The organism is Methylobacterium sp. NPDC097929 (genome assembly GCF_049543375.1).
Classification (GTDB): Bacteria; Pseudomonadota; Alphaproteobacteria; order Rhizobiales; family Beijerinckiaceae; genus Methylobacterium.
On the sequence record NZ_JBMVEP010000004.1, the window covers coordinates 209,061 to 235,326 of the forward strand.

General features: G+C 69.6%; 24 protein-coding genes. 12 read left to right on the forward strand and 12 right to left on the reverse strand.

The genetic code is table 11. The features are described 5' to 3' along the window. Window positions 1-11 precede the first annotated feature (11 nt). Together ACPCJR_RS13475 and ACPCJR_RS13480 are read left to right on the forward strand one after the other, a co-directional pair. Window positions 12-146: a hypothetical protein gene (locus ACPCJR_RS13475; protein WP_391512549.1), complete on the forward strand. Its 135-nt coding sequence runs from the start codon at window positions 12-14 to the stop codon at window positions 144-146. Window positions 147-361: 215 nt separating this feature from the next. Next, a complete protein-coding gene (locus ACPCJR_RS13480) occupies window positions 362-763 on the forward strand; it encodes a DUF3775 domain-containing protein (RefSeq protein WP_391512550.1) in 402 nt (133 codons plus the stop codon). A 73-nt stretch (window positions 764-836) separates the two neighbouring features. On the opposite strand, the gene ACPCJR_RS13485 is transcribed toward ACPCJR_RS13480, so the two are convergent. The 3 genes from ACPCJR_RS13485 to ACPCJR_RS13495 all read right to left on the reverse strand — a co-directional run bounded on the left by ACPCJR_RS13485 (window position 837) and on the right by ACPCJR_RS13495 (window position 2,398). Then, the gene (locus tag ACPCJR_RS13485) at window positions 837-1,277 is read right to left on the reverse strand and encodes a hypothetical protein (protein ID WP_391512551.1); all 441 of its coding nucleotides are present in this window, start codon (window positions 1,275-1,277) and stop codon (window positions 837-839) included. A 139-nt stretch (window positions 1,278-1,416) separates the two neighbouring features. After that, on the reverse strand, window positions 1,417-2,148 hold the full coding sequence (locus tag ACPCJR_RS13490; RefSeq protein WP_391512552.1) for an outer membrane protein: 732 nt from the start codon (window positions 2,146-2,148) through the stop codon (window positions 1,417-1,419). 43 nt (window positions 2,149-2,191) lie between these two features. Next, entirely contained in the window at window positions 2,192-2,398 is a 207-nt protein-coding gene (locus ACPCJR_RS13495; RefSeq protein ID WP_391512553.1) for a hypothetical protein, read from the reverse strand. 428 nt (window positions 2,399-2,826) lie between these two features. Here ACPCJR_RS13495 and ACPCJR_RS13500 point away from each other — a divergent pair, with 428 nt between their 5' ends. Continuing rightward, window positions 2,827-3,693: a DUF6502 family protein gene (locus ACPCJR_RS13500; RefSeq protein ID WP_391512554.1), complete on the forward strand. Its 867-nt coding sequence runs from the start codon at window positions 2,827-2,829 to the stop codon at window positions 3,691-3,693. Further along, a complete protein-coding gene (locus ACPCJR_RS13505; protein ID WP_391512555.1) occupies window positions 3,690-5,060 on the forward strand; it encodes a DUF5666 domain-containing protein in 1,371 nt (456 codons plus the stop codon). The genes ACPCJR_RS13500 and ACPCJR_RS13505 overlap by 4 nt, the downstream gene beginning before the upstream one ends. A 34-nt stretch (window positions 5,061-5,094) precedes the next feature. Here ACPCJR_RS13505 and ACPCJR_RS13510 read toward each other — a convergent pair whose 3' ends face one another. The 4 genes from ACPCJR_RS13510 to cobS form a co-directional block, all read right to left on the reverse strand. Beyond that, entirely contained in the window at window positions 5,095-5,787 is a 693-nt protein-coding gene (locus ACPCJR_RS13510) for a retropepsin-like aspartic protease family protein (protein WP_391512556.1), read from the reverse strand. Further along, complete coding sequence (locus ACPCJR_RS13515) at window positions 5,784-5,996, reverse strand: DUF1289 domain-containing protein (protein WP_391512557.1); 213 nt, start codon at window positions 5,994-5,996, stop codon at window positions 5,784-5,786. The genes ACPCJR_RS13510 and ACPCJR_RS13515 overlap by 4 nt, the downstream gene beginning before the upstream one ends. Before the next feature lie 88 nt (window positions 5,997-6,084). Continuing rightward, window positions 6,085-6,750: a DUF6891 domain-containing protein gene (locus ACPCJR_RS13520; protein ID WP_391512558.1), complete on the reverse strand. Its 666-nt coding sequence runs from the start codon at window positions 6,748-6,750 to the stop codon at window positions 6,085-6,087. A gap of 35 nt (window positions 6,751-6,785) precedes the next feature. Continuing rightward, window positions 6,786-7,613 (reverse strand): adenosylcobinamide-GDP ribazoletransferase, encoded by an 828-nt coding sequence (gene cobS / locus ACPCJR_RS13525; RefSeq protein ID WP_391512559.1) that lies wholly within the window; start codon window positions 7,611-7,613, stop codon window positions 6,786-6,788. A 174-nt stretch (window positions 7,614-7,787) separates the two neighbouring features. On the opposite strand from cobS, the gene cobT reads away from it, so the two are divergent. Next, complete coding sequence (gene cobT / locus ACPCJR_RS13530; protein ID WP_391512560.1) at window positions 7,788-8,813, forward strand: nicotinate-nucleotide--dimethylbenzimidazole phosphoribosyltransferase; 1,026 nt, start codon at window positions 7,788-7,790, stop codon at window positions 8,811-8,813. Window positions 8,814-8,908: 95 nt separating this feature from the next. Here the strand turns inward: cobT and ACPCJR_RS13535 are convergent, their stop codons facing one another. The 3 genes from ACPCJR_RS13535 to ACPCJR_RS13545 form a co-directional block, all read right to left on the reverse strand. After that, window positions 8,909-10,402 (reverse strand): NACHT domain-containing protein, encoded by a 1,494-nt coding sequence (locus ACPCJR_RS13535; RefSeq protein WP_391512561.1) that lies wholly within the window; start codon window positions 10,400-10,402, stop codon window positions 8,909-8,911. Between the two features lie 509 nt (window positions 10,403-10,911). Further along, window positions 10,912-12,276, reverse strand: coding sequence for a chromate efflux transporter (gene chrA / locus ACPCJR_RS13540; RefSeq protein ID WP_391512562.1), 1,365 nt, complete (start codon window positions 12,274-12,276; stop codon window positions 10,912-10,914). 81 nt (window positions 12,277-12,357) lie between these two features. After that, window positions 12,358-13,899: a sensor histidine kinase gene (locus ACPCJR_RS13545; protein WP_391512563.1), complete on the reverse strand. Its 1,542-nt coding sequence runs from the start codon at window positions 13,897-13,899 to the stop codon at window positions 12,358-12,360. 232 nt (window positions 13,900-14,131) lie between these two features. Between ACPCJR_RS13545 and ACPCJR_RS13550 the strand changes: the two genes are divergently transcribed. The 3 genes from ACPCJR_RS13550 (at window position 14,132) to ACPCJR_RS13560 (ending at window position 20,823) form a co-directional block, all read left to right on the forward strand. Further along, the gene (locus ACPCJR_RS13550) at window positions 14,132-14,587 is read left to right on the forward strand and encodes a (2Fe-2S)-binding protein (protein ID WP_391512564.1); all 456 of its coding nucleotides are present in this window, start codon (window positions 14,132-14,134) and stop codon (window positions 14,585-14,587) included. Between the two features lie 35 nt (window positions 14,588-14,622). Beyond that, window positions 14,623-16,878 (forward strand): xanthine dehydrogenase family protein molybdopterin-binding subunit, encoded by a 2,256-nt coding sequence (locus ACPCJR_RS13555; protein ID WP_391512565.1) that lies wholly within the window; start codon window positions 14,623-14,625, stop codon window positions 16,876-16,878. A 114-nt stretch (window positions 16,879-16,992) separates the two neighbouring features. Further along, window positions 16,993-20,823, forward strand: a complete 3,831-nt coding sequence (locus ACPCJR_RS13560) for a GAF domain-containing protein (RefSeq protein ID WP_391512566.1) — start codon at window positions 16,993-16,995, stop codon at window positions 20,821-20,823. Window positions 20,824-20,881: 58 nt separating this feature from the next. Here the strand turns inward: ACPCJR_RS13560 and ACPCJR_RS13565 are convergent, their stop codons facing one another. Next, window positions 20,882-22,117 (reverse strand): amidase family protein, encoded by a 1,236-nt coding sequence (locus ACPCJR_RS13565; RefSeq protein WP_391512567.1) that lies wholly within the window; start codon window positions 22,115-22,117, stop codon window positions 20,882-20,884. A 122-nt stretch (window positions 22,118-22,239) separates the two neighbouring features. Between ACPCJR_RS13565 and ACPCJR_RS13570 the strand changes: the two genes are divergently transcribed. The 4 genes from ACPCJR_RS13570 to ACPCJR_RS13585 all read left to right on the forward strand — a co-directional run bounded on the left by ACPCJR_RS13570 (window position 22,240) and on the right by ACPCJR_RS13585 (window position 25,990). Beyond that, on the forward strand, window positions 22,240-23,223 hold the full coding sequence (locus ACPCJR_RS13570) for an extensin family protein (protein ID WP_391512568.1): 984 nt from the start codon (window positions 22,240-22,242) through the stop codon (window positions 23,221-23,223). Window positions 23,224-23,404: 181 nt separating this feature from the next. Next, entirely contained in the window at window positions 23,405-23,872 is a 468-nt protein-coding gene (locus ACPCJR_RS13575) for a hypothetical protein (RefSeq protein ID WP_391512569.1), read from the forward strand. Window positions 23,873-23,968: 96 nt separating this feature from the next. After that, on the forward strand, window positions 23,969-24,640 hold the full coding sequence (locus ACPCJR_RS13580; RefSeq protein ID WP_391512570.1) for a ribonuclease T2 family protein: 672 nt from the start codon (window positions 23,969-23,971) through the stop codon (window positions 24,638-24,640). 501 nt (window positions 24,641-25,141) lie between these two features. Continuing rightward, window positions 25,142-25,990, forward strand: a complete 849-nt coding sequence (locus ACPCJR_RS13585) for a 23S rRNA (adenine(2030)-N(6))-methyltransferase RlmJ (protein WP_391512571.1) — start codon at window positions 25,142-25,144, stop codon at window positions 25,988-25,990. Between the two features lie 13 nt (window positions 25,991-26,003). Here ACPCJR_RS13585 and ACPCJR_RS13590 read toward each other — a convergent pair whose 3' ends face one another. Next, window positions 26,004-26,261 carry a DUF6894 family protein gene (locus ACPCJR_RS13590; RefSeq protein ID WP_391512572.1) on the reverse strand — a complete coding sequence of 86 codons (258 nt, stop codon included), beginning with the start codon at window positions 26,259-26,261 and terminating at the stop codon, window positions 26,004-26,006. Window positions 26,262-26,266 lie beyond the last annotated feature (5 nt).

Sequence of the window (26,266 nt, forward strand, 5' to 3'; positions counted from 1 at the left end):
GAGATGCGCCCATGTCGTTCTTCATCGGGATTGCCGGCCCCTGGCTCGTGGTCTCCTTCCTGCTGCTGATGTGGCACCGGCGCGAAGAGGAGTGCCCCGTCCGGGCCGTGAGCGCCGAACCGGGCGGATACCCGCCCCGGGCGTAGCGGCCTCCCCCAACGCCAGACCCTGACGGCGCCGGCGGTCCAACCGCTCGCACCGCGGCGAACCAACGCCCACGCCACGGGTTGTCGAGGCTCTGCGCCCCGCCGCGGCCCGACGAGACCGGCTTGTCCGGAGCGCCCCGGCGATCCCGCGCGTTTCGTTCGCACAGGGCGCCCCGGCCCATCCCCGGCGGGGGCGCCGAAGTTTGGAGTGAAGCATGGACATCGCCCTCGACAAGGTCTCCGAGATCATCCTGCGGCTGCGGGCGATCGAGGCGAAGGAGGGCCCGACCGATCCGGATTCGGGCTCGAACCCGACCGATGACGGTGCGACCGACGTGCTGGTGGGCGGAACCGACGACGCCACCGAGCAGGAGATCCGCAGCATGATCGCCGGCCTCAACGAGGATGAGCGGGCCGATCTCGGGGCGCTGCTCTATATCGGCCGCGGAGATTACGAGGCGGCGGAATGGGGTGAGGCGGTCCGCTTCGCCAAGGAGCGCGAGGCCGCGGGCGACACGGTGATGCGCGAGCTGCTCGGCTCGCCGGATGCCGGATCGCTGCTCGACGAGGGCCTCGATGCGCTCGGCCTCAGCCTCGACGTGTCGGACGCGACCTGAGCCGGCCCCTCAAACGGGAACGGCCCGGACGCGAAGGCGATCCGGGCCGGTTCGTGACGTCAATGCCCGATGCTCAGGGCTCGCAGGCCAGCACCTTCGCGCCCATGGCGACGAATTCCGCCGTCGAGCGCAGATCCTCGCGGACCCGCGGCGAGTGCGCGACGAGGGAGGCCTCCCGCTCCAGCTCATCGTTGCAGGAGCAGGTCGGCAGCCCTCGTCCCACCGGGGGCGAGCAGGCATCGTGATGCATGCAGGCCCGGTCGAGGGCATCGACCGGAGGAAGGCCGGCGCCGCGGCTGCCCGGACCGCAGTAATTGCCGTGGAACACCAGGGCGCCCTTGGGCAGCCCCTTGCCGAGAGCGGGGGCGGCCGGAGCCTCGATGACCGGCGCCTCCTCCTCGGGAACGGCGATGGTCTGGGCCGAGGCGGCCAGCGGCGCGAAGCCGACGAGTGCGGCCGAAAGGCCGAGGATCAGAGGGAAGCGCCGTTCGGCGCGGTGCGAAGAAAGGGCCAAGGTTAAACGCTCCGTTCGAAATGCTCCCCTCACAGCCGCCAGCGGAATCCAACCCGCGATCGGAAAGGCTGCGCCGTTCAAACGATCTCTTCCGGCTTAAGTTCATTTGCACCGCACCATCGGCCCCTCCGGCGGATCGTCAGAACTTATAGTTCAGGCCGCCGCGCACGAGGCCGAACCCCGATTCCGAGCGGCCGGTGCCGTAATAGGCGGGGACGGTCGCGTCGTAGACGGTCACGCCGGTGCTGCGCTTGCCCAGATCGACGTAGAGCCCTTCGACCTTCACCGAGATGCGGTCGGTCAGGGCATATTCGACGCCGCCGCCGGCCGCGTATCCGAGCCGGGTCGTGTCGGGCAACGTGGCGGTATAGGCGGAGGCGTAGGGGGAGGCGCTTCCACCGCCATAGGCGAAGCCGCCCGTGCCGTAGACGAGCCAGCGGTCGAAGGCGTAGCCGAGGCGCCCGCGCACGGTGCCGAACCAGTCGAGGCTCGGCGCGACGCCGTAATAGGGCGTGGTGCCGATGGTGCCGTCGCCCCGGCGGCCGAAGGTGGTGCCCTGGAAATCCGCCTCCGCGCCCAGCACCCAGCCCGAGCCGGGCGTGATCTGATAATTGTAGCCGATCTGACCGCCGCCGACGAAGCCGCCGCTGCCGCCGCTCCCGGTCACCGTGCCGTAGGTGGCGTCGGTGAAGCTCGATGACCCGCCGCGGAAGCCGTAGCCGGCATTGGCGCCGACATAGACGCCGGTCCAGGTGAAGACGGGCGGGGCCGGAGGGAGCGGGGGTGCCGCGCGGCGCGGAAGGTCGGCGGCGCCGGCCCCGGTCGTGATGAGGAAGCCGGTCAGGGCCGGCAGCAGCGAGCGTCGGATCATGGTCATCTCTCTTGCGGGTGAGTCTGTTGCGGGTGGGACGGGTTCAGAGCGCGAGCAGCAGCAGGCCGACCACGAGGACGGCCAGCAGCAGGCAGAGTGCGAAGTCGATCACCGTCTCGCCGCCGCAGGCCTCGCCCGCGCCGCGGCTGTCCGGGCGGCCTCGCGCCGGCCGAGCGGGATACGGGCGCGGCCGGAATCGGCTGGCGGCGAGACCGGCGGTTGGAAAGCTCGTCGGAAACGCGGTCTTCATCGCGCGCTCCCCCGAAGGCCGGCGCGAGTCAGGGAGGCGTCGGAGTCCGACGGAGCAGCCGGACTCCCGGCCCCGACCGAAGCTCCGCGCGCCGGATAGGACCCGGTGACGGCCGCCGCGAAGGCCGGCAGGGCGAGGGCGGCGGCGAGGATCGCGGCGAGGGCGGCGGCACGGAGCAGGGGACGGGCGGAGGCGTCCAGGACCGGTGCGGAACCCGCCGTGAGCCGCAGCGGCGCATCGCCCGCAAGCCGGGACGGCCTCAATTCGATCATGGTGGCGTCCATCGCGACCTCAGCCTTTCGTGGGAAAATTGACCACAAAAGTGCTACGTGTGCAAAAATCCCACGTCAATGGAGAATCCAATAGCCAAGGTGCGTCGGCGCACGTTGTGGGATTGTCTCCCACGGCGACACGCTTACACTCGGGGCATGTCTCATGAGACCGAATGCGCGCCGCTGGACGGTGGCGCCCTGCACGGGCCCGTGGCGCGCCTGCTGCGTCCGCTCGTGCGCCTCTTGGTCCAGCGGGGCATCACCTTCCCGGCGCTGACGAACCTGCTGCGCGAACTCTACGTGAACGTGGCCGAGTACGATTTCGCCCTGCCCGGCAAGGAGCAGACCGACAGCCGCGTCAGCCTGCTCACCGGCATCCACCGCAAGGAGGTGCGCCGCCTGCGCGGAGCGGGTGCCCCGGTGAGCCAAGTGCCCGCCACCGTGTCCCGCACCGGCCGGATCATCGCGCGCTGGGTCGCGGCACCCGAGTTCACCGACGGCGAGGGCCGGCCGCTGCCGCTGCCGCGCTCCGCCGAGGGGGACGCGCCCTCCTTCGAGAGCCTCGTGGAGGGCGTGACCAAGGACGTGCGCCCCCGCGCCGTGCTCGACGAATGGCTCGACCGGGGCGTGGCCGTGCTCGACGAGAGAGGCCGCGTGCGCCTGCTCGAGGCGGCCTACCTGCCCCGCGGCGGCGCCGAGCCGCAGCTCTACTATTTCGGGCGCAACCTCCACGACCATCTCGCGGCGGCGGCGGAGAACATCGCCGGCCCCTCGCCCCGCTTCTTCGAGCGGGCGGTGCATTACGACGGCCTGTCCGAGGCGCTGGCCGCGCAGCTGGAGGCGCGCTCGCGGGAGATCGCCATGGAGGCGCTGAAGCAGGCCAATGCCGAGGCGCACGCCGCCTGCGCCGACGACGCGGGCGGGCGTCATCGCTGGAACTTCGGCATCTACATCTACCGCGAGGACGTGCCGGCAGGCGAGCCGGAACCCGCTGCCGAGGCCGGGCGGGGCCGCGCGTCTTGAGCCGCCCGAACCCGACCCGCCGGGGCCTGCTGGCGCTGCTGGCCGGTACCGCCCTGTGGCAGCCCCAACCCGCTTGGCCGCAGGCGGACGACGTGCCGTCCGACCGCGGCATCGGCGGCACCGGAGCGCGGCCCAGCGAGGAGGAGACGCCCGGCGGCGACCGCGGCATCGGCGGCACCGGCGTGATCGGCACGATCCGCCGCTTCGGCTCCATCGTCGTCAACGACCTGCGCATCGCCTACCCGGCCGACGTGCGGGTGCGCATCGACGGCGTGCCGGCCCGCGCCGCCGACCTGAAGCTCGGTCACGTCGTGCGCGTGGTGGCCCGCGGCGCCGAGGGCGGCCTCTCGACCCGCGCCATCGACGTGACGAGCGAGGTGATCGGCCCGGTCGAGGCCGTCGCCCGCAACCGGCTCACGGTGCTCGGGCAGAGCGTCGCCACCGCGGGGATCGCGAGGTCCAAGACCTTCGCCCTGGGCGAGCGCGTCGCGGTGAGCGGCCTGCGGCGCCCCGACGGCACCATCGTCGCGAGCCTGATCGAGCCCCGCCCCGACGGCCCCGCCCGCCTCGCCGGCCCGGTGCGGCGCGGCCGGGACGGCAGCCTACGCATCGGCGGCCTGCGGCTCGACGGGCTGGCGCCGGCCCTCGTCGGCCGGCGCGCCCTCGTGGAGGGCGAGGCGGATGCGGCGGGCCTGAGGGTCGCCGCCGCCCGCGATCTCAGCCGACCCTTCCCGGGGCTCACCCGCGCCTCCATCGAGGCCTACGTCGCACGGACCGACGGCGGCTTGCGGCTCGGCTCGGGCCTCTCGGTCTCGGGCCGGATCGATCCCGCGGCGCTTCCCCAGGGCGGACGCCCCGCCGTGATCGAGACCGACATCGGCCGCGACGGCCGCATGCGGGTGGAAGCGGTGCGCGGCGACGGACCGGGACGAGGCGGATCGGGTGGGCAAGGTATCGGTGGGCAAGGCCCGAGCGGACAGGGACCGGCCGGGCAAGGCATGGGCGGTCGCGGTCCCGGTGGCAGCGGTCCCGCCGGCTCTGGCGGCGCGCAGAATCCTGCGGGCTCGGGCCGCGGCGGTGCGGGGAGTGGCGCGCCCTCCCCTCGCCCCGGCGGCGATGCCGGGGGCTTCGGTCCCGGTCGCGGCGGCTCCTCGATGCCCGGCGGCTACCCGATCGACACCCGGCCGGCACCCGGATCGGGCGGCGCCGCGCCGGGCGGCGGCTTCGGCGGCGCGTTCGGCGGCCCCGGGGGAAGCCCCGGAGGCGGATTCGGCGGCGGCTTCGGCCGGCCGAGCGGAGGTCCGGGCGGATTCGGCGGAGGTGGCGGTCCGGGCGGAGGTGGGCCGGGCGGGGGCGGCCCGCGCTGAGCCGGCGCGGCTATCGCCCGTCTCGGGCAGCGGGTCAGCGGCTGCGCAGGATCAGCCGGTCGCCGCGGACCTCGTAGGAGGGCAGCCGCGTGAGGAAGCTCTGCCCGAGCAGGTTGACCGTCAGAACGCCGGGCCGGCTCACCATGGCGTCGACGTTGCGCTCGGTGATCGGCCCGACGGTGATCGCGTCGAGCCGGATCGGGGCGGTGAGCGCGGTGCCGTTGGCGGTCGAGACCCGCTGGGTGAAGGCGCTCTCCGGCGGGCGGATGCCGAGCGCCGCGGCGCTCTCGGCGGTCAGCACCACGCTGCTCGCCCCCGTATCGAAGACGAAGCGCTGCTCCCGGCCGCCATTCACCTCGGCCAGAACCGCGAAATCGCCGTCCGAGCGGCGGGTGATCGTGACCTCGCCGCCAGGGCCGACCACGGCGGTGCCGGGGCGCAGGGCCCCGACCAGACCCGCGCCGACCCGCTGCGCGTCGTCGCGATAGGCGTAGCCCGCCACGAGCACCGCGCCGATGGCGAGCCAGATCAGGATCGCGCGCACGGTCGCGCCCGGCATGGCCAGGGCCTGACGCCAGCGGCCGGCGGTGAGCAGGATCAGCAGCGCCCCCATGGAGACGAGGCCGGCGATCTGGTCCGAGTCGAGCCCCATCACGGGGCCGCCGTCGTGGTTGGCGATCAGGACGACGAGGCCGATCCCGAGGATGGCGAGCCCGAGCCACATCATCGCGTGCGCGCCCCTCGCCCCGGATAGGCCCGGCGCAGCCGCTCGGGCAGGAGCGCCATGATCGCCAGCCGCTGCGATTCGGGCAACGAGCCCCACAGGCCGATCTCGTCGCGGGTGCGCCCGCAGCCCTCGCACAGGCCGCTGGCGGCATCGAGCACGCAGACCTTGGTGCAGGGGCTCGAAGGTTTTTGGGAAGGGATCGCCGTCATCGCTTGCGCAGATGGGGCGGAGCGGGGCCGTGAATCAAGGGTTTTGCCGACGGCTCCTTTCGTCCCAGGCGTTGCGCGGGCGGTCCGCTCACGGATCGGACGGGCTGCGGTTCAGCCAAAGGATGGGGTGGACGAGAATGCGCTTGTCCACATCGCCCTCCCAGGTCGTGCGCAACCCGTGCGCCTCCACCGCCGCCACGATCTCGGCGGCGATGCCGGCCGCGGTCTCGTCCCGGTCGTCATAGGCGCCGAAGGCGAGGTAGAGCCCGCGATCGACCAGGACCGCCTCGACATCCTGCCCGTGGTAGAAGACGAAGCCGCGGGATGCCCGCCCCTGCTCCCGGCGCGCGTGAAAAACCTCCGCCGCGTCCGAGATGCCGTCCGAGCGCGTGTAACCCGCGCAGTGGAGCGCGATGATCCCGGCTGCGTCCAAGACCTCGAAGGCGACGGCGAGCCGATCGACATCCGTCTGGGCCGGCCAGGTCGCCTCCTCGTCCCGCTTGCGCGCGAAGGCCCGGGCGACCTCCGCCTCGATCCAGCCCCGGTCGTCGGGGCCGATCGCCTCGGGCATCAGATACTCGTCCAGGATCGCCTCGAGGGTCGAGGCCGGCGTCTCGAAGCCGCCCCAGGTCAGGACCTCGATCCGCTCGGCCGTGTCGGCGCGATCGACCGGCTCCACGGACGCGCCGGAGGCTGCCTCCCGGGGCCTCTCGATCGGTTGGCCGCCGAAGAGCCGGCGAAAGAATTCCCGCATGTGCGATCCCGATCCCAGTGCGCGACTCCCTGGCGCTACGCCGTCGCCGCCACCAGCGCGAGCAGGACCGCCACCTCGCCCACCTGCTGGCAGGCGCCGACCACGTCGCCGGTCTGGCCGCCGATCTTTCGCCGGGCCAGCGCGCTCAGGCCCAGGGCCGCCAGCGGAGCGAGGACGAGCGCGAGCAGCAATCCGAGCGGCGGCAGGCCGAGAGCCGCGCCGAGCCCGGCCAGAATCAGGCAGAGCAGAGCCGCGATCCCGAGCGTCGCCCGGGTCGGACGGCCCACCGCGGCGCCCGCGCCGCCGGGCCGGGCCGGGTCGAGCCGCACGATCGGGATCAGGGCGGCGGTGCGCGAGAGCGCGGCGGCAAGGAGCAGGGCGGCGGCCGCGAGGGCACCGCTGCGGTCGAGCAGGGTGGCGAGCGTCGCCGCCCGCAGGGCCAGCCCGAGGAACAGGGCGGTGCCGCCATAGGCGCCGATGCGGCTGTCGCGCATGATCTCCAGGCTGCGCTCGCGACTCTGACCGCCGCCGAAACCGTCCGCCACGTCGGCCAGCCCGTCCTCGTGCATGGCGCCGGTGATCAGCGCGGTCGCCACGAGCGCGAGCGCGGCGGCGACGAAGGGGCCGAGCCGAAGCTCCCAGGCCAGCACCAGCACGAGGGCGGCGGGCAGCGCCAACAGCAGCCCGGCCACGGGCAGCATGCGCGGAACGGTGCGGAAATCCGGCACGCCGAACGGGTCCGGCTCGTCGGGCAGGGGCGGAATCGGCAGGCGGGTGAAGAAGCGCAGACAGGCGGCGAGGTCGTAGACCAGATCCGCCCCGGGAAAGGGCGGTCCCAGATCGCTGCCGCTGCGCCCGACCATTCCGCCCCCTCGCCGCTCCCCTCGCGGCCCGGCCGCCTGTACCGCGGGCCCGCCCCCTTCTATAGCCCCGGAAGCCTTCTGCCTGCTACGCGGGCCTACCGGCGAACCGGTCGATTGTCCCCGCCGATCGAGCGATCCGTTCGGCGCCCCGCACCCGACGCGAACGAGACCCCGATGACCTCCGACGCCGCGCCCTTCGCCGATATCCGCCGCCTGCTCGCCGAGATGCCCGGCCCCGATGAAGAGGCCGCCGCCGCGATCCGCGCCCGCGACGCGCGCCTGACCAAGCCGCCGGGCGCGCTCGGCCGGCTCGAAGGGCTCGTGGAATGGCTCGGCACCTGGCAGGGCAAGGCGGTGCCGAGCCTCGACCGGCCGATGGTCTGCGTCTTCGCGGGCAGCCACGGCGTGGTGGCCCGCGGCGTCTCGGCCTTCCCGGCCGAGGTGAACCGGCAGATGCTGGAGAATTTTTCCGCCGGCGGTGCGGCGATCAACCAGCTCTGCGCCGCCTACGGGCTCGGCTTCCGCGTGTTCGACCTCGCCGTCGACCTGCCGACCGGCGACATCTGCGCGGGGCCCGCCCTCGACGAGCGGGGCTGCGTGGCCACCATGGCCTTCGGCATGGAGGCGGTCGCGGCGGGCACCGATTGCCTCGCGGTCGGCGAGATGGGCATCGGCAACACCACGGTGGCGGCAGCGATCTACGCCGCGCTCTACGGCGGGCAGGCCGAGCACTGGGTCGGGCGCGGCACCGGGCTCGACGATGCCGGCCTGTCGCGCAAGGCCGAGGCCGTGCGGCTGGCGCTTCAAACCCATGCGGGGCATCTGACCGATCCGCTGGCGATCCTCGCCCGGCTCGGCGGCCGGGAGATCGCGGCCATGGCGGGCGCGATCCTCGCCGCGCGGCTCCAGCGGGTGCCGGTGGTGCTCGACGGCTACGTTGCGACCGCCGCGGCGGCGGTGCTGCACGCCCTCGACGCCCGGGCCCTCGACCATTGCATCGCCGGCCACCTCTCGGCGGAAGGCGCCCACGGGGAGGTGCTGGCGCGCCTCGGGCTCACGCCCGTGCTCGCGCTCGGCATGCGCCTGGGCGAGGCGTCCGGCGCGGCCCTCGCCCTCGGCCTGCTGAAGGGGGCGCTCGCCTGCCACCGCGACATGGCGACCTTCGAGCAGGCGGGCGTCGCCGGGAAGTCAGATGATTAGCTTTGTTTGTATGCACATCCATACTGGTATATGCATCAAAATTCAGCAGATCAATCTTTGCGATTAATCGAATAGGCTGCGTCGATAGTTTTTGCTCATAAGAGATTGCGATACCATTTTGTTATTTTGCTTGAATCGCCGAGATATATATTTTGTTCTAGATCGATAGCGGCATCTTTTACCAAATTAAAATACGTCAATAGCGGAGTTTGTTTAATAATTTCTCCAGTAACTTTGCGTATTTCTATCGTTTCGTCTTGCGATCGAAAAATATGGTCAGGACTCAAGCTTTTCGCGTATTCCTCCCAGTTAAACTCAGTTGCATTATAGCGAATTATTTTTCCATGTTCTTCTATGTAGCGTATTAAATATGCAAATTCCGGCCTTACACTTCCTTTTCCTACTGTCCAAGACAAAACACGTCGCCCTCGAGCGCCAGTTCCTACAGGAAAATCTAAATAAAATAGGTAAAAAAATTCTTCTGGATTGCTCTTTGCGTCAATTGAATTCATTTTTTTTATCAAAGAGCGCAACCTAGGCATTAAAAATCTTCTATCAAATCGATCGCCATTTATATCTCTTATCAATTCTATGACTATGTCATTATGTATATTTATGCAAATATGCTGAACTACTTTCCCCCACCCTGAAAAATCTCCGTACGAAAGAAAAAGCGCAACAAAATATTCCTGAAAGCTTCTATGAATATAAGTAATATCATCGCCCTCTCGCAGCAACATTGAAACCGAGGTACATAAATCATAAATTACATCTTCAGCTTTTTGGTCTTTTTTGTTGAATTCTAGAGCCTTTGAAGCGCATTCAACTGCCTCACGGTAGGACAACACAGAGCCATGATCTAGATATGTGAACATGCTGAAAGATTCGAACAACTTTCTAAAATCGTCAAAATCTAGAGCTGTTTTGAATTTTCTCCTATAATGAGGCCCCTTTGTCGCATCATGTTTATAATATAAGGCATCAAAAGCTTGCTGATAAAAAAGGTGCATTTTTGATGGAATATCAGCCCCATAATTATAGGTAAGAAGCATTATTGTACAAAGCAATGGATTGGACAAATATGGGGTGTGGCTTTGATATAAACTTGCCTGCACTGCCACTATAAATTTTTTCTTTATAGATTTGTCATATCGCATTTCTTTAACCAAAGATATTACCTGTTTTTTTGAAAATCCATTGATATCCGCAACATAAAATTCTCCCCAAGAGTCAAATACTCTGTCGGGCCTGCTCGTCATGATGATAGAGTTTTTGTCATATCTATATGCAAGATCACCTATCTGCTTAGAAAGGGACGGCATGTGCGAAAAATCGACTTCATCGAATCCATCGAATAGAAACAAAAACTTTCCAGAATTCAACGCATATTCAAATCCTTCCAAATCAAGAAAGGGAATTAGTGAGCTTATCCGCTCGAACAAATACTCTGTTAAACTTTTGTTATGAGGGATATTTCGCAACTCGATGAAGAAGGGTACTCTCCCTAGGGACTCATTATAAAAACGAACATACAAATGCTTCAACAGAATTGATTTACCAGACCCTCCGATGCCCGAAATGACAACCAATCTAAATACTTCAATATTATTGATTAACTCTTGCTCAGTTTATGACTTTCCATCCAGAGTGATTGTTGGCGCCTCGAAAGTTGACTCAAGCGAAACTGGAGACTTCGGATTAAGAGGTGTTTTTATTTTTGATAGGGCTTTATAATTTCTTTCCAAAAATGTGGCAAAACCGATTTCGAAATCAACTTTTATCTTCCCGATTTCCTTCTTTCCTTTGGAACCAAGGAATTTCAGAAGATCTCTGCCTATCTCTTGCACAGAAGAAATAGCGCCTTTAGCCAACGCGGCCTCTAAGCCTTCAATTATCAATTCCTAACATGACGAAATCTTCCATAAAATCTATATTGTTTCGCTAATTTTTGCAAGATCGTTGTTTGCAGGGAATTCTACTTTCTTATTTTGTATTTCATATATTGATATTTTCAGACACAGTTGGATTTATGCGAACTATCTCGGCAAGATACATTGATTGCAATAGCCGCAACCACAATCGGATCAGTATTTAGTCCTTAATTCAAGGCATTTAGGCAAGCCCCCATCGCCGCGCAGGCCAGCAGCGTCGGGATCACGCCGAGGCGGAAGCGGAACACCGCCAGCATCGCGGCGGACGCCAAGAGCAGGGCCGGCCCGTTCAGGCTCGTCCAGACCGGCCATTCGAGCCGCAGGCCGAGGCCGGGGCGAAGGGCGACGCGTTCGGCGAAAAAGAGGTGGAGCGCGAACCAGACCGCGAGGTTGAGGATCACGCCCACCACCGCGGCGGTGATCGCCGCGAGCGCGCCCGAGAGCGCGCGGTTCTCCCGCAGGCCCTCGACGTAGGGCGCGCCCGCGAAGATCCAGAGGAAGCAGGGGGTGAAGGTCACCCAGGTGGTGACGAGCCCCCCGAGCACCCCCGCGAGATAGGGGTCGATCCCGTTCGGCGCCCGGAACGCGCCGAGGAAGCCCACGAACTGCGTGACCATGATGAGCGGGCCGGGCGTGGTCTCCGCCAGCCCCAGCCCGTCCAGCATCTCGCCGGGCTTGAGCCAACCATAGGTCTCGACCGCGGCCTGCGCGACGTAGGCCAGCACGGCGTAGGCCCCGCCGAAGGTGACCACCGCCATCTTGGAGAAGAACACGGCGATGTCGGCCAGCGCATGGCCCGGGCCGAGCCCGACGACGAGGGCCAGCACCGGCACCAGCCAGAGCGCCAGGAACACCGCGGCGATCCGCAGCGACCAGCGCGGATCGGGCCGGGCATGGGCCGGCACCTCGGCGCCCAGCAGGCTGTCCGCCTCGGCGAGACCGGGGCCCGCCGGGCCGTGGCCGCCGGCCCGGAAGGTTTGCGCGCCCGCGCGCCCGAAGCCGTAGCCGATCAGGCCCGCGGCGAGCACGATCAGCGGGAAGGGCACGTCGAACAGGAAGATCGCCGCGAAGGCGCCCGCCGCGATCAGGCGCATCGCGCCGTTGCGCAGAGCCCGGCCGCCGAGACGCACCACGGCCTGGACCACGATGGCGAGCACCGCGCATTTGAGGCCGAAGAACAGGCCGCCGATGATCCCGACGCCGCCGAAGGCCGCGTAGATCACGCTCAGCGCCATGATCGAGACGGCGCCCGGCAGGATGAACAGCCCGCCCGCGATCAGCCCGCCGGGCGTGCGGTGCATCAGCCAGCCGATATAGGTGGCGAGTTGCTGCGCCTCCGGCCCCGGCAGCAGGGTGCAGTAGGACAGGGCGTGCAGGAAGCGCGCCTCGCCGATCCAGCGCCGCTCGTCCACGAGGATGCGGTGCATCACCGCGATCTGCCCGGCCGGACCGCCGAAGCTCAAGAGGGCGATGCGCGCCCAGACGCGGGTGGCCTCGGCCAGGGTGACGCCGTGAGGGGGTTCGCTCTTCACCGGACTTCGATGGATCGTCTTGCGCCGCGCGGACCCTCCCCTTGGGCGAGGAGCGATCTCCCCGTCAATCGGGCGCGCGGATCACGCCGCCCGGGCGCGCCGGGGCGGCGCCGTCTCGGCCGGAGCCGGCGCGGCGGCCAGATCGACGGCGGGCAGCGTGTCCATGCCGCGGCTCGCGGGGAAGGTGATGATCACCTCCGTGCCCTCGCGCGGCTTCGACTTGAGCTGGAAGCCGCCGCCGTGCAGATCGACCAGCCCCTTCACGATCGGCAGGCCGAGGCCGGAGCCCTGCTCGGCGGTCTTGATGGCGAGCGAGCCGCGCCCGAACGAGGACATCACGGTGCCGAGTTCGTCCTCGGGGATGCCGGGGCCGGAATCCTTGACGCTGACATATTGCCCGCCCGAGGAGGTCCAGCCGACCTTGATCGTGATCTCGCCGCCCGGCGGCGTGAACTTCACTGCGTTCGAGAGCAGGTTGAGCACGATCTGGCGCAGGGCCCGCTCGTCCGCCCACAGGCGCGGAAGGGAATCGTCGATGAGGCTCGCGAAGGTCTGACCCTTGCTGCGGGCGCGCAGGGTCATCATGTGGCGGCACTCCTCGACCGCGTGGGCGAGCTGCACCGCCTCCTCGCTCAGGTCGTAGCGCCCCGCCTCGATGCGCGAGAGGTCGAGGATCTCGTTGATGAGATTCAGCAGGTGCATCCCGCTGTCGTGGATGTCGGTGGCGTATTCCCGGTAGGCCGGGGCGGTGTGGGCGCCGAACACCTCGTTCTTCATCACCTCCGAGAAGCCGAGGATGGCGTTCAGGGGCGTGCGCAGCTCGTGGCTCATGGTGGCGAGGAAGCGGGACTTGGCGAGATTCGCTTCTTCCGCACGCCGCCGGGCCTCGTCGGAATTGGCCTTGGCCTGTTCGAGTTCGGCGAAGATCGCGTCCTTCTCCGCCCGCGATTGCAGCGTGCCGACGGCCGAGGCGTAGAGCCGGCGCGCCAACCCCGCGAAGAAGATCTGGCTCGCCACCGTCATCGCCACGAGCAGCATCGTGTCCATGTCGCGCGAGGACAGCAGCAGCGAGAGCGCCGCCAGCATCAGCGGGAGCAGCCCGGAGAGCGCGGCGACCGGCACGGTCGCGGCCAGCATCGTCGTCACCGCCGCGACGATCACGAGCCCGAACAGGGCGAAGGTGCGCGCCTCCGGGATGCCGACCAGCAGCAGCATCGCCCAGGCGAGGCTCTGACCGAACTCCGCGGCGATGAAGATCCGCCGCCAACGGGCCAGCGGCAGACTGCCCGGCGCCTGCCGCAGGAAGCGGCGGCACAGCAGCATCATGATCGCGGCGGCGGCGAGCGCCCCGGCCGAGGCGGCCGCGGCCGTGACGGCGGGCACCCAGATCGTCGAGGCGCCGGCCACCACCAGCGCCAGCAGCAGCAGCGGGATGCCGGCTCCCACCCGGTACTGGGCGTAGAGACGCAGCAATTCGGTGTCGAAGGCCCGCTCCAGGCCGCTTGTCGAGGTCAGCCGCTCCCGGGCCGAGCGCATGTCGCGCGCGATGCCGCGACGCTTGGCCACCTCCTGCGAGGAGGGACCGCGCCCGCGCTGAACCATCTCCGCTGTGAGGTCGGGCATCAATCGGGATCGGAACGCGAGGGAAGCCCGGTCGTGAGGTGCGGCGCCCGGGGCAGGTCGGGGAGCCCTCAGGGTGCCCCGGGAACCGTTAAGAAGCGGCTTCGCCGATCGGGCGAATTGCGCCGATCCCGGCCGCGGCGGACGTGTTCTTAATGCAGGTGCGCCCGCGCACATCGGAGGCGGACGCGAGGGATCAGAATCGGAACGATTCCAAATCCCGGAGCCGACCGCCATGCTGACCCTCAACCTGAACGGCGTGGCCCGGGAGGTCGACGCCGATCCCGACATGCCGCTGCTGTGGGTGATCCGCGACCGGCTCGACATGACCGGCACCAAGTACGGCTGCGGCATCGCCCAGTGCGGCGCCTGCACCGTGCACATGGACGGCCAGCCCGTGCGCTCCTGCCAGACCCGCATCGGCGATGTCGGCGAGGCCAAGATCACCACGATCGAGGGCGTGCAGGGCAAGGTGGCCGACGCGGTGAAGGCGGCCTGGCGCGGCCTCGATGTCGTGCAGTGCGGCTACTGCCAGTCCGGCCAGATCATGTCGGCCATCGGCCTGCTCAGCGACAACCCCAAGCCCACCGACGCCGACATCGACGGCGCCATGGACGGCAATGTCTGCCGCTGCGGAACCTATCAGCGCATCCGCGCCGCCATCCACGAAGCCGCCCGCACGCTCGCCTGAGCCGCCCCGCAGCCTTTCACGATTTGGAGCCCGGCATGCTCAAGCTCGATGTGACCGAAGCGCTTTCCGCCGAAGTGGCCACCGGTTCGGCGCGAGAAAGCGCGTCAAAACGGAATGATGCGCCCGTTCCCTCGCGGCGCGCCTTCCTCGGCGGCGCGGCGGCGGGCGCCGTGCTGCTCGCCTTCCGCCTCGACCTGCGGGGCGCCCGCGCCGCGGGCGGCAACGACGCGCTGTCCAAGGCGCCGGCCCAGCCCAACGCCTTCGTGCGGATCGGTGCCGACGACACCGTGACGGTGATGATCAAGCATCTCGACATGGGCCAGGGCAACACGACGGGGCTCACCACCATCGTCGCCGACGAGCTCGACGCCGATTGGGGTCAGATGCGGGTCGCCTTCGCGCCGGCCGACGCGAAACTCTACGCCAACCTGCTGATGGGCCCCGTGCAGGGCACCGGCGGCTCGACGGCGATCGCCAATTCCTGGTTCCAGCTGCGCAAGGCGGGGGCCGCCGCCCGCGCCATGCTGGTGGCCGCCGCGGCCGAGAGCTGGGGCGTGCCCGCGGGCGAGGTCAGCGTCTCGAAGGGCGTGATCAGCCACACATCCGGCAAGCAGGGCCGGTTCGGCGCGTTCGCGGAGGCTGCGGCCGCCCGGCCGGTGCCGCAGGAGCCGCGCCTCAAGACCCCGGCCGAATGGACCCTGATCGGCGGACGGGTGCCGCGGATCGATTCGGTGGCCAAGACCGACGGCAGCGCGATCTACTCCCTCGACATCCGCCGCCCCGGCCAGGTCACGGCGCTGGTCGCCCACCCGCCGCGCTTCGGCGCGACGGTGAAGGCGGTCGATGCGGAGGCCGCGCAGGGCATGCCCGGCGTGGTCGCCGTCGTCACGATCCCGACGGGCGTGGCGGTGATCGCCCGCGACACCTGGAGCGCGATGAAGGCCCGCGAAGCCCTCAAGGTCACCTGGGACGATTCCGCGGCCGAGACCCGCTCCTCCGACGCGATCCTGGCCGAGTACCGCGAGATGGCCAAGACGGGCGGCCTCGTCGCCTCGCAGGCGGGCGACGCCGATGGCGCCATCAAGAACTCGGCCAAGGTGCTGGAGGCGGAGTTCTCCTTCCCCTACCTCGCGCACGCCGCCATGGAGCCCCTGAACGCCACGATCGAGCGGGCGGCGGACGGCAGCTACGACGTCTATGCCGGCTGCCAGATCCAGACCGTCGAGCAGGCGGTGCTGGCCGCGACGCTGGGCGTCACGACCGACAAGGTTCGGCTGCACACGCAATGGGCCGGCGGCTCCTTCGGCCGGCGGGCGACGCCGGGCGCGGACTACTTCGCCGAGGCGGCCGCGATCGTGAAGGCCTGGGACGGCAAGGCCCCGGTCCACCTCGTCTGGACCCGCGAGGACGACATGGCCGGCGGCTACTATCGCCCGCAGGTCTACCACACGGTCAAGGCCGGGATCGACGCCAAGGGGCAGGTCACCGGCTGGCGCCACGCCATGGTCGGCAAATCGATCATGATCGGCTCGCCCTTCGAGGCGATGCTCGTCAAGAACGGCATCGATTCCACCACCGTGGAGGGCGCCTCCGACACGCCCTACGCCCTGCCCGCCTATCGCTTCGAGGTGCACAACGCCCGCGAGGGCGTGCCGGTGCTGTGGTGGCGCTCGGTCGGCCACACCCACACCGCCCATGTCATGGAGGTGTTCATCGACGAGCTGGCGCATGCTGCCAACGCCGACCCGGTGGCTTACCGCCTGTCGCTGCTGACCCGCGCGCCGCGCCTGTCGGGCGTCCTGCGTCTGGCCGCCGAGCGGGCCGGCTGGAGCCAGAAGCCGTCCGAGAAGGGTCGCGGCCTGGGCGTGGCCGTCCACGAATCCTTCGGCTCCTACGTCGCCATGGTGGCCGACGTGACGGCGGGCGATTCGAGCGTGCGGGTCAACCGGATCGTCGCGGCGGTCGATGTCGGCATCGCCGTGAACCCGGACGTGGTGCGGGCTCAGGTCGAGGGCGCGGTGGGCTTCGCCCTCTCGGCGGTGCTGCGCAACCGCATCACCCTGAAGGACGGCGTGGTGCAGGAGACGAACTTCGACAGCTACCAGCCGACGCGGCTGACCGAGATGCCGCGGGTCGAGGTGCACATCACCCCCTCCGAGGTTGCGCCCACCGGCATCGGCGAACCCGGCGTTCCGGTGCTGGCCCCGGCCATCGCCAACGCGGTCTTCGCCGCCACCGGCCAGCGCCTGCGCTCGCTGCCGCTCGATCTGTCGAGCCTGCGCGGGGCCTGAGGCCTCCGGCACTCCCTGTGAAAAGGCCGGCCGGCGCGATGGCGCCGACCGGCTTTACAACCCGGCCCAACCATCGCTTAGGTTCAGCCCCGTCGAGCCAGCGCGGGACGTGGGATGGGCGAGCGGACGAACCCGACTGCGTGGCGATCGGGCGAGGGCGCGATGGAGGCGCGGGTCCGCGCGCATGACTGGTCCGCGACGCCGATCGGCCCCATCGCCGACTGGCCCGAGGCGCTGCGCTCGGCCGCGCGGCTCGTGCTCGACATGGCCCTGCCCGCCGCCCTCGGCTGGGGCGAAGCCTCGACCCTCCTGTGCAACGACGCCTTCGCCGCTCTCCTCGACGGGGGGACGGACCCGCTCGGGCAGCCCTTCGCCGCCCTCGGGGGCGTGTCCGGGAGCGAGGCGCTCGCCGCCCTCGTCGAACGCGTCCGATGCGGCGAGGCCGTCCCCGCCGCGGACCTCGCGCTCGGCGGCGGGCCGGCCGGCGATGCGGGCGCGCGCGTCGCGCTCTCGCTCACGCCCCTGCGCCGGGCCGACGGAACGGTGGCGGGCCTGCTCGCCATCGTCACGGATACGCGCGCGACCGGCGCGGAACCTCCGGCGCAGGAACCTCAAGCGCGGGAATCCCGGGCCGAGGCGGCGCTGCGGGTCAGCGAGGAGAAGTACAGCACCCTGTTCCAGACCATGGGCCAGGGCTTCTGCGAACTCGAACTGGTGCGCGACACGACGGGCCGGGCGGTCGATTGGCGCTACATCGAGGTGAACCCCGCCTTCGAGCGGCTGGTCGGCCCGCCGGCGGCTCTGGCCCGCGGGCGGCGCGGGCGGGATTTCGTGCCGGAGATCGACCCTTGGTGGTTCGAGACCTACGAGCACATCGTCGCGACGGGCGTGCCGAGGCGGCTGGAGCACACGGAGACGCCCCAGGGCCGCTGGTACGAAGTTTCGGTCTACCCGCAGGCGGGCGACCGTCTGCTCGTCCTCTACGACGACGTGACCCAGCGCAAGACGGCCGAGGCGGCCCTGCGGGAGCGTGAGGAGCGGCAGGCCTTTCTCCTGGCGATGAGCGACGCCGTGCGTCGGCTGACCGATCCGGCCGCCATCCAGGGCGAGGCCTGCCGGCTTCTCGCCGGGCGGCTGGACGTGGAGCGGGCCTACTACGTCGCGGTCGACGAGACCCTCGGTCTGGCCCGGGTCGCCCGCGACTACGTCCGCGGCGACGCCCCCTCCCTGGCCGGCGAGCACCGGATCGCGGATTTCGCGTGGTCCGTCGCGATCCTGCGCCGGGACGAGTGCCACGTCGTGGCCGACACGCAGACCTCGCCGGCCGTGCCGCCGGCCGACCGTCCGGCCCTGGCCGCGCTGCGGATCGCCGCCTGCATGGGCGCGCCGCTCGTCAAGGACGGCCAGCTCGTCGGAGCGCTCTGCGTCACCCAGTCCCGTCCGCGAGAGTGGACGGGCGACGAGGTCGAGCTGTTGCGCGACGTCGCCGAACGCATCTGGGCCGCGGTGGAGCGCGGCCGGGCCGAGGCGGACATCCGCCACAAGAACGCGGTGCTGGAAGGGATCAACCGCATCTTCCGCGAAGCGCTCGGCGCCTCCACGGAGGAGGAACTCGGCCGCGCCTGCCTCGCCATCGCCGAGGAGGTGACGGGCAGCGCCTTCAGCTTCATGGGCGAGATCAACGTCGAGGCGGACCGGTTCGACGAACTCTCCATCAGCGACCGGGGCTGGCAGCACTTCGCCATGGACGGCTCGGTCTTCCCGGCGGGGAAGGCGCCGACGGGCCTTCCGATCCACGGCCTCTACGGGCGGGTGCTGCGCGACGGGAAGGGTCTCATCTTCAACGAGCCGCAGACGCATCCCGACCGGATCGGCACGCCGCCGGGTCACCCGCCGCTCAAGGCCTTCCTCGGCGTGCCGCTGAGGCGGGATGGCCGGACCATCGGCATGATCGGCCTCGGCAACCGTGCGGGCGGCTACCGGCCCGAGGATCTGGAGGCCGCCGAGGCGCTCGCTCCGGCGATCCTCCAGGCCCTCCTGAGGAAACGGACCGCCGACACCCTGCGCGAGAGCGAGGAGCGCTTCCGCACCCTGACCGAACTGGTGCCGAGCCTGCTCTGGGACGCCGATCCGCAGGGGCGGACCGCCCTCGTGAACCGGCGGTGGACGGAATATACCGGGCAGACCCTCGCCGAAGTGCAGAACGGCGGCTGGCTTGCCGTGATCCACCCCGACGACGCGCAGGAGACCGCCCGCATCTTCGCCGACGCCTACGCGACCGGCCATGGCCTGGAGCGGCAGCACCGGATTCGCCGCCGGGACGGCGTCTATCGCTGGTTCCTCGTTCGCCACGCGCCCGCGCGCGACGCGGAGGGCGGAATCCTGCGCTGGTACGGCGCCGCCACCGACATCCACGACCAGCACGTCGCCTCGGAAAACCTGCGGGCGGAGGAGTCACGCCAAGCCTTCCTGCTCGACCTCGCCGACCGGCTGCAGAGGCTGACTGATCCACAGGCGGCGCTCCAAACCGTCGCCGAGGCGCTGGGGCACCATCTCGGCGTCAGCCGGCTCGGCTACGCGCGCGTCAGCGACGACGGCGAGAGGGTCGAGAGGCAGGTCGGCTATCCCGCGCAGGCCAGGACACGGCTCGGGCCATTGCCGATCAGGGTGTTCGGCGAGGGGATTCACGAACGGCTCCGGAATGGAGAGACGGTCCTCGCGGAGGATGTCGCGAGCGTTTCGACCTTCACCATCTGGAGCGAGTCGGCGATCCGCAGCCTCCTCGCGGTCCCGCTGGTGCGCGAGGACCGGCTGCGCGCCGTGCTCTACGCCATCCGTCGCGAGCCCCACGCGTGGACACGCTCAGAGACGAAACTGGTCGAGGAGGTGGCCGCGCGGACCTGGGAGGCGGCGGAGCGGGCGCAGGCCGAGACGGAGCTGCGCGCGAGCGAGGCCCGGCAGCGCGCCCTGATCGAGGGCATTCCCCAATTGGTCTGGCGTTCGGCGATGGGCGGCGGCTGGACCTGGGCCAGCCCGCAATGGTGCCGCTACACCGGCCAGAGCGAGGCGGAGCCCCTGGGCTTCGGCTGGCTCGACGCGCTCCATCCCGACGACCGCGAGCGGGTGCGGACGGCCTGGACCGAAGCCGAGGCCGCCAGCGGGCTGACCCTGAATTTCCGCATCCGGTCGGACGCGGAGGATCGCTACCGCTGGTTCCAGTCGCGGGCGCTGCCGCTTCTCCGGGAGAGCGAAAACTCGGAATGGCTCGGCACCTCCACCGACATCGACGACCTGCGCCGCCTCCAGGAGCAGCAGGACGTGATGGTGGCCGAGCTGCAGCATCGCACCCGCAACCTGATCACCGTGGTGCGCTCCATCGCCGAGCAGACCATGGCCAGCAGCGCCTCGCTCGACGTGTTCCGCAGGCGCTTCTACGACCGGCTCGCCGTGCTCTCGCGGGTGCAGGGGCTGCTCTCGCGCTCGAACGTCGAGCCGGTCCTGCTCGACACCGTCATCACCGCGGAACTCGACGCCCTGGGCGCCTGGGAGGCGGCCGAGCGCATCCTGCTCGAAGGTCCCTCCGTGCGCCTGCGCAAGGCGACGGTGCAGACCTTCGCGCTCGCCCTGCACGAACTCGCCACCAACGCCCGCAAGTACGGCGCCCTCGCCGTGCCCTCGGGGCGCCTGCAGGTGACGTGGCGGACCTATGACGAGGACGGCCGGACGCGGCTCGCCCTGCAATGGACCGAGGAGGGAATCGAGGGGCCGTCCGCGACGGCTCCCCCCGCCCGGTACGGCTACGGGCGCGAACTGATCGAGAAGGCGCTGCCCTACGCCCTCGACGCGCGCACGCATTACGCGCTGGGCGAGCATGCCCTGCACTGCTCCATCGACCTGCCGCTGACGGACCGGCGCGGCAGCGAGCGCGCGACCGACCATCCCTGATGCCGGCCCCTTCGCAGCGCGGCGCGGAAAGCCGAGCCGGACCGTGGGACGGCCGGCCTTACCCGCGCCCCAGCGCGCCCTCGATCATCCGCGCGACGGCCAGCGCGCGCCCGTCATCGCCGAAGCGGGCGATCACCTGCACGCCGAGCGGCAGGCCGTCGCCGGGCACCGGGACGTTGACGCAGGGCACGCCCATCAGGGTCCAGAGCCGGTTGAAGCGGGCATCCCCCGTCGAGCTCAAGCCCCGCGGGGCGCGGCCCACGCTCGACAGCGTCAGGATCGCATCGAACTCCGAAAACATCTCCTTGAGGAGGCGGCGCGCCCGGTGCGCATCCCGTCGGGCGGCATCGTAATCCGCCGCGCTCAGCGCCTGCGCACGGTCGAGCTGTCCGCGCAGCACCGGCGGCAGCGCCTCCCGATGCCCGGTATATTCCCAGGCGAGCGCCTGGCGCGCCTCGACATCCTGCACGGTCGGATGCGCGGCCCAGGCCCGGGCGAAGGGCTCCGGCAGGACGAGATCGCGCAGGCGCGCGCCCGCGCGCTCCGCGGCCCGCGCCGCGACGGTCAGGGCCGCCAGCGCATCCGCATCCGGCGCAGCCGCGAAATCCTGGAGGCAGAGGGCGAGGCGCGGGCGGTCGGGCTCGCGCGCCTCGGTCTCCGGCCGGTCGGCGATCAGCGCCAGCGCCCGGGTGATGTCGGCCACCGAGGCCCCGAACAGGCCGAGCGTATCGAGCGCCCAGGAGAAGGTCTTCACCCCCACCGTCGGCAGGAGCCGAAACGAGGGCTTGATCGCCGCGACGCCGCAGAAGGCCGCCGGGCGGATCACCGAGCCGCCGGTCTGCGTGCCGAGCGCGAGCGGCAAGAGCCCGGCGGCCACGGCGGCGGCCGAGCCGGAGGAGGAGCCGCCCGGCGTATGGCCGGGATCGTGCGGGTTCACCGTCGCCGCGGGGTCGAGGCCGGCGAACGCCGTGGTCGCGGTCTTGGCGAGCGGCACCGCGCCGAGCGCCCGCAGCCGCGAGACGATGGCCGCATCGGCCCTCGGCCGCCAGCCGGCATAGATGCCCGAGCCGAACTCGGTCGCCATGTCGGCGGTGTCGATGATGTCCTTCACCCCGACCGCGATACCGGCGAGCGGCCCGCTCTCCGGTACCGCCGTCTCGGGCGGCGCGCTGCGCAGGATGGCCCGGAGCGCGGGATCGCGCTCGGCGATGCGTTCGCGGGCGGCGCGGACCGCCCCCGCCGCCGTGAGAGTGCCGTCAGCGACGCGGGCGCGCGTGTCGAGGAGCGAAATCATGCACCCCGAGTCGTCGCAAGCCGCCGGATCTGTCAACACCGTTCCACAGCTTGCCGGACCGGGACCGGCACCGCGGCGCATCGTTAGCGGCGCGTTTACGCAACGCTGCGCATCGTCGGGCCATGTGGCGTAAAGCGTTAGCGTTCTCGGCCCTGGTGCTGTTCGGCGCGGGGCTCACGGGCTGTGCGATCAACCGGTTCGAGCGCCGGGAGGCTTGGCGCGACCAAGCCGAGCAGATGTGCATCGCCCGCAAGCTCGTGCAGCCGACGGCCTACGTCTCCCTCGCCAAGGAGATCGACGGCCCCGGCCCCTGCGGCATGCAGCAGCCCTTCCGGGTGACGAAGCTCGGCGGCGGCAGCGTCGCGCTCAAGCAGCGCATGACGCTGGCCTGCCCGGCGCTCGCCGAGGCCGAGGCGTGGCTCGCCGACACGATCCAGCCCGCCGCCAACCTCTATTTCGGCGTTCCGGTGGCCGAGATCAACGCGGGCTCCTATTCCTGCCGCGGCCGCAACAACCAAGTGGGCGCCAAGCTCTCGGAGCATTCGTTCGGCAACGCGCTGGACATCATGTCCTTCACCCTGGCCGACGGGCACGTCATCACCGTGAAGGGCGGCTGGCGCGGCACGGAGGCGGAGCAGGCCTTCCTGCGCGAGGTGTTCGTCGGGGCCTGCGCCCGCTTCTCGACGGTGCTGGCGCCGGGCTCCAACATCTATCACTACGACCACATCCACGTGGATCTGGCGATGCACGACCCGCGCGGCCTGCGGCGCGTCTGCAAGCCGCTCCTGAAGTTCGAGTCGCAGCTGGCCGCCGCCGACGGCTCGGCCCGGCCGCTGGCCTCGCCCCGTCCGCCCACGCGCCAGACCCTGCCGTCGCAGGCCCCGATCGACGTGGAGGAGGACGATCCCTACGGCGTCGCCCCGACCTCCTCCCGCACGACCGGGACGCGGGTCGCCCGCTCGCCGGCGGCTCCCACGGCCTACGCCGCCGCCCCGCCCCCGAGCCGCCCGCGCGGTCCGGTCCCGGCCCACGACGCGGCCTACGCGCCGCTGTCGCTGGCCGCGCCCCATGCCGCCGACCACGCCCCGGACGAGCCGATCTACTGATCCATCCTGAGGTGTGCCCGGCACACCCCAACCCTGCCGAAAAGCGGCGCCCATGCCCGGTCCAAGCTTGACTTGGAACGAGCGCGGAGCATCGTCTCTCGCCCATCCGGTGCCCGCCGTGCTCCTTCTCTGGCAAGGGGTTTTCGATGCGGGGCACCCTCAACAGGCGGATCTGAGCGGCATGCGCCCGAACCTTCCTCTCGCCGTCCTGGCTCTCGGCCTCGTCGCGGCCTCCTCCGTGCTTCCCGCCTTCGCCCGCTCGGGCCGCGAGGAGATCTCGCCCGCCGAGGAGCAGACCTTCCCCTACGATGCCGACATCCCCGGCTGCCAGGACGCGGACGTGCTCGAGAAGGTCTCGACCCAGTTCGCCGAGAAGGAGGCGAAGTTCTGGAACTCGTCGCTGACGATCGTCGCCTACGACAAGATCGAGCGCACCGCTTGGCGGCCCTACGGCGTCGACTTCATCCCGCGCCGCTACTGCTCGGCTCTCGCCACCACCTCGGACGGGGTGCGCCGCAAGGTCGATTACTCCGTGCGCGAGAGCCTCGGCATCATCGGCTCGACCTGGGGCGTCGAGTTCTGCGTGCACGGGCTCGACCGCAACCTCGCCTACGCCTACGCCACCGCCTGCCGGATGGCGCGGCCCTGATCCGGGTGCGGAAAAGACCGGGCCGGCGGGGGATGCACGCTTGACTTGTATGTCCGGCTCGGCATCGTCGCGGCCGTGCTTGCCCGAGACCGCCCGATGATCCCTCGCCGCTTCGCCGCCCTGGCCCTCGGCCTGACGCTCGCCACCGGGGCGGGCGCGCAGGATTTCGGCGGCTTTCGACGCGGCGGCGAGCCCGGCGCCTTCGACTTCTACGTCTTGGCCCTGTCCTGGTCGCCGACCTATTGCGACGGCGAGGGCGCGCGCCGCGACCGCAACGGCCAGTGCGCGCCGGGCCGCGGCCTCGGCTTCGTGGTGCACGGACTTTGGCCGCAATACGAGCGCGGCTTCCCCTCGAACTGCTCCACGGTGGAACGCCCCCTCACCCGCAACGCGGTCGAGGCGGCGGGCGAGATCATGCCGAGCGAGGGTCTGGCCCGGCACGAGTGGCGCACCCACGGCACCTGCTCCGGCCTCGATCCGCTCGCCTATTTCAAGGCCGTGAAGACCGCCCGTGAGGCGGTGACGATCCCAGAAGCCTTCGCCAAGCCGGAAGCGAGCCTGCGGGCCGCCCCCATCGACATCGCCCGGCAGTTCGTGGCGGCCAACAAGGGCTTGCGCCCGGACATGATGTCGGTGACCTGCCGCCGCGGACAGTTGCAGGAGGTGCGGATCTGCTTCTCCAAGGACCTGCGCGGCTTCACCCCCTGCCCCGAGGTGGCGCGCCAGAACTGCCGCGCGGGCGAGGTCTCGATCGAGGCGGGGCGCTGACGCTCCGATAGCGCCAATTCGGCAGCGAATTTTGTGAAGCCGGACGTCCATGCATCGTGGATTTCCGCCGAACGACATGATGGTGTGGGTAGAGTCCGGCAGGTGGCAGCCCGCCGGGCTTTTGTCAGACGATCCTGATCAGATCAGCGCGAGGTGGATGGCGAGGCGCCAACCATCTCGCGTTCTCGTCACGGTGATGCCGATCGCAATCGGGAAAGGGTGCGTCTGATACGGCCGAGCAAGACGGGCTGTCTTGCGACCGGTCGACGATGACGGCGCCGGCCCTTGCCGGCTCGAAGCCGCGCCCCCTTCCAGATCCGGACTTGCCCCCCTAAGACGACAACCGACCGCTGGCTCCGGTCTTCTCCCCGTCATTGCGAGGCGAAGCCGAAGCAATCCAGCGCGCCGCCATCTCCGGGACAGTCGCGCTTCAGGATCGCTTCGCTGACGCTCGCGACGGCGGCGTGCGGAAGCGCGACGCAGCGACCGAACGGAAACGGTATGAACTACCGCCACGCCTTCCACGCCGGCAATTTCGCGGACGTGCTCAAGCACGTCGTGCTGACCCGCGTGCTCGTGCATCTCTGCGCCAAGGACAAGCCGTTCCGCGCCATCGACACCCATGCGGGCCTCGGGGTCTACGATCTCCAAGCGGACGAAGCCGGGCGCACGGGCGAGTGGCACGACGGCTTCGGCCGGCTCGACGCGCCCTTCGCGGCCGAGGTCGAGGCGCTGCTCGCGCCCTACCGGGCGGCGGTGGAGGCGGTGCGAGCGCGGCACGGCGCCACGACCTATCCCGGCTCGCCCGCGATCATCCGCGAGCATCTGCGCGCCGGGGACAAGGGCGTGTTCGTGGAACTCCATCCGGTCGACGCGGAGACGCTTGCGCATCGCTACGCCAGCGATTCCCGCACCAAGGTGCTGCATCTCGACGGCTGGACCGCGCTCAACGCCCTGATCCCGCCGCCGGAGCGCCGCGGCCTCGTGCTGATCGACCCGCCCTACGAGGAGCGCGGCGAGATCGACCGGCTGGGCCAGAGCCTGCTCAGGGCCGCCCGGAAGTGGCCGACCGGGATCTATCTCGGCTGGTATCCGATCAAGGACCTGTCGGCGGTCGATCGCATGGCCGCCGCGCTCGATGCGGGGCTGGAGCGCCCGGCCCTGCGCCTCGACCTGATGATCGAGCGGCCGGACGACCCGACGCGCCTGTCCGGGACAGGCCTCGTCGTCGTCAACCCACCCTGGACCCTGTCGGCGGAAGCGGAGCTGTTCCTGCCCGCCCTCGCGGAGCGGCTGGCCCGCAGCGGCTACGGCGCCTTCCGCTGCGAACGGCTCGGGCGGGAAGGATAGGACGGGTCACGCCTCAGTGCAGCGTCCCCGCCTCCGGCCCGGTCCCGGTGACGGTCTCGACGAAGGGAAATTCCAGCACCACTTCGCCCGCCGCATCGGTGACGACGAGGATCGCGCGGATCAGGCGCGGATCGCTGCCCTCCTCCTCCAGGCTCGCGCGGATGGTCGCCTGCGCCACCCGCCACGCATGGTCGGGGTCGCGCAGCTCCGCGCCCTCCTCATCGGTGAGGATGTCGTCGCCGATCTGCGTGTGGAAGAAGTAGCGCGGCATCGGTC